This is a genomic window from Arthrobacter zhaoguopingii, from assembly GCF_009828605.1.
Classification (GTDB): Bacteria; Actinomycetota; Actinomycetes; order Actinomycetales; family Micrococcaceae; genus Arthrobacter_D; species Arthrobacter_D zhaoguopingii.
On record NZ_WIAE01000002.1, the window covers coordinates 338,387 to 350,121 of the forward strand.

At 69.3% G+C, this 11,735-nt stretch carries 10 protein-coding genes; 6 read left to right on the forward strand and 4 right to left on the reverse strand.

Features of this window, described 5'->3' with window-relative positions; all coding sequences use genetic code 11:
- Positions 1 to 3 precede the first annotated feature (3 nt).
- The 3 genes from GVV77_RS04475 to GVV77_RS04485 are packed head-to-tail and all read left to right on the forward strand — an operon-like array spanning position 4 to position 2,872.
- The gene (locus tag GVV77_RS04475; protein WP_159616737.1) at positions 4 to 840 is read left to right on the forward strand and encodes an aldo/keto reductase; all 837 of its coding nucleotides are present in this window, start codon (positions 4 to 6) and stop codon (positions 838 to 840) included.
- Positions 837 to 1,799, forward strand: a complete 963-nt coding sequence (locus GVV77_RS04480; RefSeq protein WP_246199635.1) for an alpha/beta fold hydrolase — start codon at positions 837 to 839, stop codon at positions 1,797 to 1,799. Before GVV77_RS04475 ends, GVV77_RS04480 begins: the two co-directional genes overlap by 4 nt.
- Entirely contained in the window at positions 1,796 to 2,872 is a 1,077-nt protein-coding gene (locus tag GVV77_RS04485) for a glycosyltransferase family 4 protein (protein WP_159616739.1), read from the forward strand. The genes GVV77_RS04480 and GVV77_RS04485 overlap by 4 nt, the downstream gene beginning before the upstream one ends.
- A gap of 73 nt (positions 2,873 to 2,945) precedes the next feature.
- Here the strand turns inward: GVV77_RS04485 and GVV77_RS04490 are convergent, their stop codons facing one another.
- The 4 genes from GVV77_RS04490 to GVV77_RS04505 all read right to left on the reverse strand — a co-directional run bounded on the left by GVV77_RS04490 (position 2,946) and on the right by GVV77_RS04505 (position 7,775).
- Positions 2,946 to 3,788 carry a hypothetical protein gene (locus tag GVV77_RS04490; protein ID WP_159616741.1) on the reverse strand — a complete coding sequence of 281 codons (843 nt, stop codon included), beginning with the start codon at positions 3,786 to 3,788 and terminating at the stop codon, positions 2,946 to 2,948.
- Between the two features lie 376 nt (positions 3,789 to 4,164).
- Positions 4,165 to 4,797 (reverse strand): CG0192-related protein, encoded by a 633-nt coding sequence (locus tag GVV77_RS04495; RefSeq protein WP_159616743.1) that lies wholly within the window; start codon positions 4,795 to 4,797, stop codon positions 4,165 to 4,167.
- A gap of 324 nt (positions 4,798 to 5,121) precedes the next feature.
- Positions 5,122 to 5,868, reverse strand: a complete 747-nt coding sequence (locus GVV77_RS04500; RefSeq protein WP_159617025.1) for an IclR family transcriptional regulator — start codon at positions 5,866 to 5,868, stop codon at positions 5,122 to 5,124.
- Between the two features lie 5 nt (positions 5,869 to 5,873).
- The gene (locus tag GVV77_RS04505; RefSeq protein ID WP_159616745.1) at positions 5,874 to 7,775 is read right to left on the reverse strand and encodes an FAD-binding monooxygenase; all 1,902 of its coding nucleotides are present in this window, start codon (positions 7,773 to 7,775) and stop codon (positions 5,874 to 5,876) included.
- A 248-nt stretch (positions 7,776 to 8,023) separates the two neighbouring features.
- Here GVV77_RS04505 and GVV77_RS04510 point away from each other — a divergent pair, with 248 nt between their 5' ends.
- The 3 genes from GVV77_RS04510 to hpaE are packed head-to-tail and all read left to right on the forward strand — an operon-like array spanning position 8,024 to position 11,723.
- Positions 8,024 to 9,499 carry a fumarylacetoacetate hydrolase family protein gene (locus GVV77_RS04510; RefSeq protein ID WP_159617027.1) on the forward strand — a complete coding sequence of 492 codons (1,476 nt, stop codon included), beginning with the start codon at positions 8,024 to 8,026 and terminating at the stop codon, positions 9,497 to 9,499.
- Positions 9,492 to 10,172 carry a GntR family transcriptional regulator gene (locus GVV77_RS04515; protein ID WP_246199637.1) on the forward strand — a complete coding sequence of 227 codons (681 nt, stop codon included), beginning with the start codon at positions 9,492 to 9,494 and terminating at the stop codon, positions 10,170 to 10,172. Before GVV77_RS04510 ends, GVV77_RS04515 begins: the two co-directional genes overlap by 8 nt.
- 9 nt (positions 10,173 to 10,181) lie before the next feature.
- Positions 10,182 to 11,723, forward strand: a complete 1,542-nt coding sequence (gene hpaE / locus GVV77_RS04520; protein WP_159616749.1) for a 5-carboxymethyl-2-hydroxymuconate semialdehyde dehydrogenase — start codon at positions 10,182 to 10,184, stop codon at positions 11,721 to 11,723.
- Positions 11,724 to 11,735: the final 12 nt, after the last annotated feature.

Sequence of the window (11,735 nt, forward strand, 5' to 3'; positions counted from 1 at the left end):
TCCATGCAACGAGCCCCAAAAGTTCCCCTGAACAACGGCGTGGAGATCGATGCCGTGGGGTACGGCGTCTACAAGGTGCCCCCCGCCGACACCACCGACCTGTGCACGCTGGCGCTCGAGGCCGGCTACCGCACCCTCGACACGGCTACCATGTACGGCAACGAGGCAGGAGTGGGCGAGGCGGTGCGCCGGGCGCTGGCCGGCGGTCGAAAGCGCAGCGACATCTTCGTCACCACGAAGGTCTTCAACCGGGACCAGGGCTACGACTCGACGCTCCGGGCCTTCGATTCCTCCCTCGACCTCCTCGGCCTTAAGTATCTCGACCTCTATCTCATCCACTGGCCCCTGCCCGAGCGCGGGCTGTACGTCGAGACCTACCGGGCCCTCGAGCAGCTCTACCGGGACGGCCGGGTGAGGTCCATCGGGGTGTCGAACTTCCAGCGGCCCCACCTCGAGCGGCTCTTCGGCGAAGCCGGGGTGGTGCCCGCACTGAACCAGATCGAGGTGCACCCCTACCTGCAGCAGCACGACCTCCGGGCCTTCCACGCGGAACATGGCATCGCCACCCAGGCGTGGAGTCCCCTCGGGCGGGGCCACGTGCTGACCGACCCGGTCATCACCGGTATCGCTGCCGATCTGGGCCGCACCCCGGCCCAGGTGATCCTGCGCTGGCACCTCGACGGCGGGAACCTCGTCATCCCCAAGGCGAGCAGCGCCGAGCGGATCCAGGGCAACCTCGACGTCTTCGATTTCACCCTCGCCCCGGACCAGCGGGCGGCCATCGACGGGCTGGAGCGGGGCCACCGATTCGGCTCCCACCCCGACCGGGTGAACTCGTGAGGCTCCACGGCCCGAATGCCGGTACCGGGCCCACCGCAGCAGAACCGGCCCCGGCCGCTGCTGCCCCGCGCACCGCGCAGGTACGGACCGTTCCCTGGGAGGGGAGGCTCCAGCGGTACTGGGACTTCGCACCGCTCGGGCCCGCCGGCCGGCCGGCCGCGCCCCAGGATGCGGCGGAACCGGTGATGTTCCTGGTCCACGGCTTCCGGGGCGACCACCACGGGCTGCTGCGGATCGTCGAGGGGCTGCCCGGCTACCGTGTGATCGTGCCGGACCTTCCCGGCTTCGGTGCCTCGGAGGCGCTGGCCGGCGTCCACGACGTCTCCGCCTACGCCCGGTTCGTCCGCCACAGCCTCGAGGCGCTGGGGCTCGGGCCCTCGACGGTCCTGCTGGGCCATTCCTTCGGCTCGGTCATCGCGTCGCGGTTCGCCGCGGACAACCCGGGCCGCACCGCCGCCCTGATCCTGGTCAATCCCATCTGCGAGCCCGCCCTCGAGGGCTCGAGCCGCCTGGCGTCCCGGGCAGCAGAGCTGTATTACGCCGCCGGCGCCCGTCTGCCCGAACGCCCCGGCCTGGCGCTCCTGACCAACCCCCTGATCGTGCGCGTCATGAGCATCTTCATGGCCAAGACCCGCGACCGGGCGCTGCGCGCTTACATCCATGACCAGCACGCCCGCTACTTCAGTGCGTTCGCGGAGCGCAGGGTGGTCCTCGAGGCCTTCCGGGCCTCGATCGGTGCCACGGTCCGCGACAGTGCCGCCGACCTGACCGGCCCGGTCCTGCTGATCGCCGCCGAACTCGACGACCTGGGGTCCCTCGAAGGACAGCGCCGCCTCGCGGCGATGATCCCCGGGGCGCGGCTGGAGGTCCTTGCCGGTACCGGACACCTCGTGCACTACGAAAAGCCGCTCGAGGCCGCGGCGCTGGTCACGGCCTTCCTGCAGGAGGGCCGGAAGTGAAAATCCTCATCGATGCGCGCTTCACGCGGACCGACCACCACGATGGGATCAGCCGTTACGGGGCAAGCCTGATCGGTGCGGTCTCCACGCTGGCCGAGGTCACAATGCTCATCAGCGATCCGCGGCAGCTGGCGCTGCTTCCCGAGGTGCCCTACGTCCTGGCTAACAGCCCGCTCTCCCCCGCCGAGCTCCTGGTGGCGCGGACCGTGAACCGCCTGCGCCCCGACGTCGTCGTCAGCCCCCTGCAGACCATGGGGACCTGGGGCCGGAAGTACCCGCTGATCCTGACCCTTCACGACCTGATCTACTACACCAATCCCGCGCCCCCGCCCTTCCTTCCGCTGCCGGTGCGGGCGCTGTGGCGCCTCTACCACCTGGCCTACTGGCCGCAGCGGCTGCTGCTGAACCGCGCCGACGTCGTGGCGACCATCTCTGAGACCACTGCCACCCTGATCCGGGAGCACGCCCTGACCCGGCGGCCCGTTCACATCGTCGGCAACGCCCCGCAGGAGGCCGCCGTCGTCCGCGATCCAGCGGTCGCGCCGGAGAAATCCCTCCTCTACATGGGCTCGTTCATGCCCTACAAGAACGTCGAAACGCTCCTCGCGGGAATGGCCGGGCTCGGGGAGTACACGCTGCACCTGCTCAGCAGGATCACGAGCGAACGCCGGGCTGAACTTGAGGCCCTGATCCCGGCCGGTGCCACCGTCGTCTTCCACAATGGCGTCAGCGACGAGGAGTACAACCGGCTCCTGGCCACCGCAACGGCGCTGATCACGCTGTCGAAGGCCGAGGGCTACGGGCTGCCGGTGATCGAGGCGATGGCGGCGGGAACCCCGGTGATCGCCAGCGCCATCCCCATCTTCCGGGAGGTGGGCGGCGGGGCGGCCCTCCTGGTCGACCCGGACGACCCGGCTGCGCTCACCGAGGCCGTCCGCGCCCTGGGCTCCGCCGGGCGGTGGGCCCGGGCGTCCGCGGACGGCCTGGCGCAGGCCGCCACCTACACCTGGGAACGCTCGGCCCGACAACTGATTGACGCGGCCGAGGCGGCGATCAAGGAGCACCGAAGCTGAGACGCGGGCACCGGCCGGGCTGCATTACCGATGCCGTTCCGGAGCCGCGGCGGGCTCCGGAACGGCGCTGAGGCTAGCTGCTGCGCTTAGTGCTGCGGATCCGCAGGGCCGCCGCGGCCGGCACAGCGATGCCCGCGGCGAGCAGGCCCGCCAGCAGGGCTGTGCCCGCATTGTCCTCGGGGGTCGAGACCGCAGCGGTCTGGATGTTCAGCCCGACGTTGGTCTTTCCGGGAGCGGGCGCAGCGGCGGGCGGGGCCGCCGGAGCAAGGACGGGCTGGGGAACCACGACAGGAGGCAGCCCGGTCTGACCCTCGCAGGCGGCAAGGAAAGCCTTGAAGAGATCAAGGAGATTCGTCATGGTGGCCTCGTCGAGGTCGATCCCGGTAAGGGCCATCTCGAACTCGACGAACGCCTGCTCCAGGACCAGGCCGGCTGCTGCAATCTCCGGTGTGTCGATTGAGGCGGTAAAGGCCGCCTCGAGGCCGGGCAGGGCGTTCCCTGCCGCGTCGAAGCGGTCCTGGGCCGCGACAAGGGCCGCCTCGGCCGCCTCGATCGCCTGCGGGTCCCCGGACTTCACGGCAGCTGCGTGCTTCAGCTTCGCGTCCTCAAGGGCGGGGACGGCGGCGTCGAACTCGATGTAACCGGCCTCGAGGGCCGGGCCGGTCACCGCGGCGGCGACCTCGATGAGCGCGGAGTAGGCCTCTTCCGCCTGCGCCATGGCGGCGGCGGCCGCTTCGAGCCGCGTCACCGACGCCGCGGTGATTCCCGCCCCGGCCAGCGCCGAGTTGAACGCGCCCGCAGCCGTCAGGCATCCGGCGTCCCCCGGCGCGGCCGTTGCTGCCGGCGTGCCGAGGAAAAGCCCTCCGGCCAAGACAGCGGCCGCGGAACCCGCTGCAGCCCATTTTTTTGAAATCATCACTGGTTTTTCTCCTGAAGCCCGGAAATGCCCCGCAGGCCGACCCCGCGGTGCCAGCTTGCGGCACCCTCCGTCGGGCGCCGAAAAAAACGGGCGCTGCAAAGCCCGTGGACGCCGGTTGGAAGAGTTGCCGCTGGTCTTGATGCACCAGGACTCAAAGAGAACTGGGAATCGTCTGAGTTTCACCCGGAAGACCGCTGTGGGTCCAAAAGTACAGAAGGCATGTCGATATAGCAATTACGCCCAGTCCCACCCGTAACGGCGTATATTTCCCGTTCTTTTGCCGCTCAGAAATTGAGGACTATTCATCCCGCCAGTCGCGGTGGCCCCGAACGGTCCGAGCGCGGGGGACCGGGACGGGCGGCCAGCGCAGGGGTTAGGCCGTGCGGGGAGTACCGGCGAGGAACTGCACGGGCGGTTCCTGGCCGGACCAGGTGCCCATCAGCGCGTGGGGTCCCCGGATGCCCCCGGACAGGTCAGGCACCCGGAACAGGACGAGGTCAAGGTCCCGTCCGCGAACAGGAGTCTCACTCCCGGCCACGCCGCCGTCAAGGGTGCCGGGATCAGGCACGGGCAGGCCGCGGAGTACGGTGACGCTTGCGGACTGGAGGGACGGCTCAAGGCGGCCGTCGACGTCGACGAACTCATCAGCCTGGCCGGGGCCTCCGAGCAGCGCCGTCGACACCACCGCACTGTAGACCGGGTCGACGCAGGCGTCGTAGACCCACCGCTGCCCCAGGATCGAATGGTCCATCGCACCGACGAATCCTGACTCCGCTCCGGCCAGGGGTGACGATCGGTAGGTCAGGGGAATCTGCACCACCTCCCGGCCGGTGGTGACGAGGAGGGTTTCCATGCCGACCTCGCCGTCCGGGTCGTCGAAGCGGAACGAGGCGACCTTCTGCAGATCGGTAACGCTGTTGTTCCTCCACCAGGGCTGGGCGGGCAGCCAGCCGGCGAGGAGTTCCAATTTGGTCGGGCGCAGCGTTGCTCTGTGAAGGATGGCCATATCCCTTAGCCTAGGGACTCTCAAGGAGGATGACAGGACTATGTCCGGGCAATTTTCAGGAAGATCAGAATTTCCGCGCAAGGAAAAGCGACGGATGCGCCCGAAAGTCCGGATGCGTTGGTCATTTCCGGGTGCACCGCGAACCAGCATGCGACCAGCGCCCCCGAAAACGACCGCCGGGCCGGAAATATCGGGCGCGCCTGTCGTTTTCGGGTCCTCGGGGCACTAACGGGTTCCTAGATCGACGCCCGGGGCCGACCATCCGGAACCGGTGGGCACAGCGGCAACCCGAGGGTCCCGGGTTCCGTGGGCCCGGCGTTCCGGCTACCTCAGGATCCGCTCGATGGCGGCCGCGGCAGCGCAGACGCGGGCGCCGATCTCTTCGGCCGCCACCTCGCTGCTCAGGTAGACAACCGCAAGGGCGGCCGGAAGCTGTCCGGTGACCCGGATGGGGGCGCCGATCGAACTGACACCGGGAATCACCTCGTCCCGGCTGAAGGCGAAGCCGGTGCGCGCCGCCGTCCGGGACTCCGTCCGGTACGGCTCCCCCGGCGCCAGTTCCTCCCACTGCTCCTCGGTCAGCGCCGACTGGATCGCGATCCCGGGCGCTCCCGCAGCGAAGGAATGCCGGGTGCCCGGCCGCTGCACGAGGACCCCTTCGCCGCGGGGCGGTTCGACGGCCACCAGGGTGACGCACTGGCGGCGGTCCCACACGGCGATGAAGGCGCTCATCTGCAGCGACGCGGACAGGGCCGTCAGCTCGGGCAGCGCCGCGCTCTGCAGCTTCCGCGCCACACCCCGAGCCAGGGCCGCGAGCCCCGGGCCGGACCAGAACCGTCCGCCGTCATCCCTGAGCACGAGGGAGTGATCTTCAAGGGTGCGCAGAATGCGGTAGGCGATGGACCGGTGGACCCCCAGGGAGCCGGCGATCTCGGCAATGGTCATCCCGGAGGTGGACTCGGCGAGCACCTCAAGGACCCGGATGCCGCGCGAGAGGGTCTGCGACGTGGACGACGCCGTGGCCTTCGGGGCGCTAACGCCCGGGGACACCGCTGATTCCCCGATGCCCATCCGGCTCACGCACTCCCGACCGGACGGGCCAGGAGCTGGGGCGCGAAGAACGCGGCCAGCTCGGCGGTGGCCGCCAACGGCAGAACGTTCGCCACGTACTGGTCCGGACGGACGACGACGACCGCACCGGCCCGGTCGATGCCCCGCAGGTCGAAGATGTCCGCCGCCGGGTCCACCGCGTAGACCTTGTCGTAGTTGGTGAGCCGGAACGGCCCGACCGGGGGCTGAAAGACGCCCGGCACGTCCCCGAGGTCGATCTGGGTGTGCTTCTGCTGGTGAATGACCACGACGTCGAACCATGCGTCGGGGTCGAGGCCCTGCGGGGTGGCCGCGAGCGGCGACTCTGCCGCATGAGCCATCCAATTGGCGAGCGCCGCCACACCGGATCCGGCACCCGGAGCGGCCGCGTCGGCGAAGACGTAGATCCGCCAGCGGCCGTCGGCGGTCGCCTGGTGGCCAAGGTGCAGGGGAACGCCGTCGCACACGCGCACGACGGGCGCGGACTTGAACCGCTTGCCGATCGGGAAGCCGGAAGCGATGTCCTGGTGGACGGGTTCGGCGATCAGGAGGGAGGGCGAGTACTGGGTCATGAAGCCCATCGGGAATTCGCCGGTGCGCACATAGAAGTCCTCAAGTTCGGAGGGGTCCTCAAACTCCTCCGGCTTCTTGGCCATGAGCGTCGACCACTCCTTGTCGAACTCGATGAGGTTCTTCGCCACGACCTGGCGCTCCGCCGAGTACGTCGACAGCAGGGCCTCGGGGCTGCGCCCCTCCAGCACGTGCCCGAGCTTCCAGCCCAGGTTGAAACCGTCCTGCATCGATACGTTCATGCCCTGGCCCGCCTTGGCGCTGTGCGTGTGGCAGGCGTCCCCGGTGATGAAGACCCGCGGCGTGCGGATTCCCACCTCGTCGGGGAGGACGTCGTCGAACCGGTCGCTGAGACGGTGGCCCACTTCGTACACGCTGTGCCACGCGACGTGGCGGACGTCGAGCGTGTAGGGGCTGAGGATCGTGTTGGCCTTGGCGATGATCTGTTCGAGGGTGGTCCGGCGCACGGCGCCGTTGTCGTCCGGTGGGACCTCGCCCAGGTCGACGTACATGCGGAACAGATGCCCGCCCTCACGCGGAATGAGCAGGATGCTGCCGCCCCCACCTGACTGGATGGCGCACTTGAGACGGATGTCGGGGAAGTCGGTGACCGCGAGCGCGTCCATCACGCCCCAGGCGTGGCGGGCCTGGTCTCCGGCCAGCGTGCAGCCGATTGCCCGGCGCACCCGGCTCCGGGCACCGTCGGCGCCAACCACGTACTTGGCCCGCACGGTACGCGGAGTACCCGCCCGCTCCCCCGCGGTGTGCGTCAGCGTCACCTTCACCGGGTACCCGCCGTCGCCCGTGACCTCAAGGTCCTCGAACTCGAAGCCGTAGTCCGGGGTCATCCGGGCCGGGGAGTTCCGCATGAATTCCGCGAAGTAGTCGAGCACGCGCGCCTGGTTGACGATGAGGTGGGGGAACTCGCTGATCACCGCCGGGTCGTCCTCGGGGCGGGCGGTGCGGATAATCCGCGCGGGATCGGCGGGGTCCGGCTTCCAGAAAGCCATCTCGACAATGCGGTACGCCTCCTCGGTGATCCGCTGGGCGAAGCCGAAGGCCTGGAAGGTTTCGACGCTGCGCGCCTGGATGCCGTCGGCCTGGCCGATCGCGAGCCGGGCATCCCGCCGCTCCACGATCCGGGTGGTGATCCCGGGGAACTGGGACAGCTGGGCGGCGGTGATCATGCCGGCGGGGCCGGTGCCGACGATCAGCACGTCGACCTCGTCGGGAAGGTCTGCAGGGCGGTCGATGCCGGTGCCGGCCGCCGGCTGGATGCGGGGATCACCCGAGACGTATCCGTGGTGGTGGAACTGCACGGGCTTCCTCACTTCGTTGTGGTGAAAGTTCGATTATCGAACGCCTCGTTCGACTATCGTACGGCTGATGCTACTGCCGGGCCGGTGACCGGACAAGGCCCAGGTACCCGCGGCGTCGCAGGACCCGGGGGCCCGCCGGGAGCGGCAGCCCGGCTCGTCGGCGGGAAGCGGCGTGCTGCCGCCCTTGACGCGCCCTCCGGCTCCTCCTAGGCTTCGTATACGATTTCGTACTTCCTGAGGAGCACCCCCTGGAACTGGCCACCGCATCCACCCTGGCCGCGGCCCGCAAGGTCATCGCCGTGCATCTGAACTATCCGAGCCGGGCCGCCCAGCGGGGACGCACCCCGGAGCAGCCTTCCTACTTCCTCAAGCCCCCGTCCTCCCTCGCGCTCAGCGGATCGGCTGTCGAGCGCCCTGCCGGGTGTGAGCTCCTCGGCTTCGAGGGCGAGATCGCCCTGATCATCGGCAGGCCGGCACGCCGGGTGGGCATCGACGCCGCCTGGAGCCACGTCGGCTGGGTCACCGCCGGCAACGACCTGGGCGTCTACGACCTGCGGTACGCGGACAAGGGCTCCAACCTGCGCTCCAAGGGAGGCGACGGGTTCACCCCTATCGGCCCGGGCCTCCTTCCCGCGGACTCTCTCGATCCGGCCTCCCTGCGCATCCGCACCTGGCACAACGGCGCCCTGATCCAGGACGACACCACCGCGGACCTGCTCTTTCCCTTCGCTCGGCTCATCGCCGACCTGTCCCAGCTGCTGACCCTTGAGCCCGGCGACATCATCCTCACCGGCACCCCCGCAGGGGCCTCGGTCGCCGCGCCCGGCGACGTCGTCGAGGTCGAAGTCTCGGATGCCCGGACGGCGGGCGGCAGCCCCGGGCCCACCTCCGGGCGGCTGCTCACCCGGGTCGAGCAGGGATCGGTTTCCTTCGCGGACTTCGGCGCTCTCCCCCGGTCCGATGACCTCCAGCGGGAGGAGGCGTATGGATCCCGCGAAGCTGCGGGCCTGCCGGAACCGGAACCGGTCCTCACTCCGGCGCTGAAGGCAGCCCTTGAAAGTGTCTCCACCGCCACCCTGTCCTCCCAGCTCCGCAGGCGCGGCCTGAACAACGTCAGCATCGACGGCCTCACCTCCACCCGTCCCCAGCGGCGGGTGGTGGGGCTGGCCCGCACCCTGCGGTACGTGCCCAACCGGGAAGATCTCTTCGCCAACCATGGCGGCGGCTATAACGCACAGAAACGGGCAATCGACTCCGTCAACGAGGGTGAGGTCCTGGTGATGGAGGCGCGCGGGGAAAAGGGAACGGGCACCGTCGGCGACATCCTGGCCCTCCGCGCCCAGGTCCGCGGCGCCGCGGCCATCATCACCGACGGCGGGGTCCGGGATGTCTCCGCCGTGGCTGCCCTGGACATGCCCACCTACTTCGCCAATCCCCATCCCGCCGTCCTCGGCCGCCGGCACATCCCGTGGGACACCGACATCACCATCGCCTGCGGCGGCGCCACGGTCCAGCCCGGTGACATCATCGTCGCGGACGCCGACGGCATCCTGGTGATCCCGCCGGCCCTCGCCGGGGAACTCGCCGAAGATTCCATCGCACAGGAGCGCGAGGAGGCGTTCATCGCCGAAATGGTCGAACAGGGCCACAGCGTCGACGGGCTCTACCCGCTGAACGCCGCCTGGCGTACCCGGTATGACGAGTGGGCGGCGGAGCGTGGCTGAGGCCGTTCCGGCGGCACCCGCCGGCAGCAAGTCCGAGCAGGCCTACGCGCTCATCAAGGCCCGCATCGTCGAGGGCACCTACTCCCCCGGACACCGGCTGGTGCTCGCGCGGATCGCCGGGGACCTGGGGGTTAGCGTTGTGCCGATCCGCGAAGCGATCCGCCGGCTCGAGGCCGAAGGCCTGGTGACCTTCGAGCGCAACATCGGGGCCACCGTGGCGGGGATCGATCCCACCGAATACCTCTACACAATGCAGACCCTCAGCATCATCGAGGGCGCGGCCACCGCGTTGTCCTCACCCCTCCTCGGGGCCGCTGACATCGCCCGGGCCCGGGCCGTGAACGAGGAGATGCGCGCCTGCCTGAAGGACTTCGACCCGGTGCGCTTCACCCGGCTCAACCAGGAGTTCCACAGCGTCCTGTTCGAGCACTGCCCCAACCCGCACATCCTCGCCCTGGTGCACCGCGGCTGGAACCGGCTGGCCTCCCTGCGCTCGTCCACCTTCCGCTTCGTTCCCGGCCGCGCCCACGAGTCAGTCGATGAGCACGAAGCGCTGCTGAGGCTCATCGAGTCACAGGCGGACGCCGACGCCATCGAAAAGGCCGCCCGACTCCACCGCAGTGCCACCCTTGACGCCTACCTCGCGCAGTCCTCTGCCGCCGATCCCAGTTAGGACCCTCCAATGACGACCTCCAGCAGCACAGCACTCGGCCAGCACGTCCCGGAAGGGCTGCCCGCGCATCTCCAGCACTACATCGGCGGACAGTTCGTTGACTCCCTCGGCGGGCAGACCTTCGACGTCCTCGACCCCGTCTCGAACCGGAACTACGCCACCGCGGCCGCCGGCCAGCAGGAGGATATCGACGCCGCGGTCGCCGTCGCCCGGAAGGCCTTCCTCGAGGGACCGTGGCCGACGATGAAGCCGCGCGAACGCGCCCGGGTCCTGAACCGCATCGCCGACGCCGTGGAGGCGCAGGAAGCGCGGCTCGCAGAGCTCGAGACCTTCGACACGGGCCTTCCGATCACGCAGGCCAAGGGACAGGCGCTGCGGGCGGCTGAGAACTTCCGCTTCTTCGCCGACCTCATCGTGGCCCAGTTCGACGACGCCATGAAGGTCCCCGGATCCCAGCTCAACTATGTGAACCGGAAGCCGATCGGCGTCGCCGGCCTCATCACCCCCTGGAACACCCCCTTCATGCTCGAATCCTGGAAGCTCGCACCGGCCCTGGCCACCGGCAACACCGTGGTCCTGAAGCCGGCCGAATTCACCCCCCTGTCGGCCTCGCTCTGGGCGCAGATCTTCCAGGATGCAGGCCTGCCCGACGGGGTGTTCAACCTGGTCAACGGTCTCGGTGAGGAGGCCGGGGACGCCCTCGTGAAACACCCGGACGTGCCGCTGATCTCGTTCACCGGCGAGACCACGACCGGGCGGACGATCTTCCGCAACGCCGCCGAGAACCTCAAAGGCCTGTCGATGGAGCTCGGCGGGAAGAGCCCGTGCGTGGTGTTCGCCGACGCAGACCTCGACGCCGCCATCGATTCGGCCCTCTTCGGCGTGTTCTCCCTCAACGGCGAGCGCTGCACGGCAGGCTCGCGGATCCTCGTCGAACGCTCCGTGTACGAGGAGTTCTGCGGGAAGTTCGCCGCCCGGGCGAAGAACATCGTGGTCGGCGATCCGCACGACCCGAAGACCGAGGTCGGAGCCCTCGTCCACCCGGAGCACTTCGAGAAGGTCGCCTCCTACGTGGAGATCGGCAAGACCGAAGGCCGGCTCCTGGCCGGCGGCGGACGGCCCGAGCACCTGCCGGAGGGCAACTACATCGCCCCCACTGTCTTCGCCGATGTGTCCCCGGATGCGCGCATCTTCCAGGAGGAGATCTTCGGCCCGGTGGTCGCGATCACCCCCTTCGACACCGACGCCGAGGCCCTCGCCCTGGCGAACAACACCCGGTACGGGCTCGCCGCCTACATCTGGACGCAGAACCTCACGCGGGCCCACACCTTCTCCCAACGGGTCGAGGCAGGCATGGTGTGGCTCAACAGCCACAACGTCCGAGACCTGCGCACCCCCTTCGGCGGGGTGAAGGCCTCCGGGCTGGGCCATGAGGGCGGCTACCGCTCCATCGACTTCTACACCGACCAGCAGGCCGTGCACATCACCCTTGGCACCGTCCACACCCCGAAATTCGGAAACATCGAGGCCTCCGCGGCCAACGAAGGCTGAAACCAGCGGCCT

Bases quoted from the DNA above. Each gene is read 5' to 3' on its own strand.
- GVV77_RS04495 (WP_159616743.1), bottom strand. From the start codon at position 4,797: ATGGCCATCCTTCACAGAGCAACGCTGCGCCCGACCAAATTGGAACTC.
- hpaE (WP_159616749.1), top strand. From the start codon at position 10,182: ATGACGACCTCCAGCAGCACAGCACTCGGCCAGCACGTCCCGGAAGGG.
- GVV77_RS04500 (WP_159617025.1), bottom strand. From the start codon at position 5,868: ATGGGCATCGGGGAATCAGCGGTGTCCCCGGGCGTTAGCGCCCCGAAG.
- GVV77_RS04475 (WP_159616737.1), top strand. From the start codon at position 4: ATGCAACGAGCCCCAAAAGTTCCCCTGAACAACGGCGTGGAGATCGAT.
- GVV77_RS04490 (WP_159616741.1), bottom strand. From the start codon at position 3,788: ATGATTTCAAAAAAATGGGCTGCAGCGGGTTCCGCGGCCGCTGTCTTG.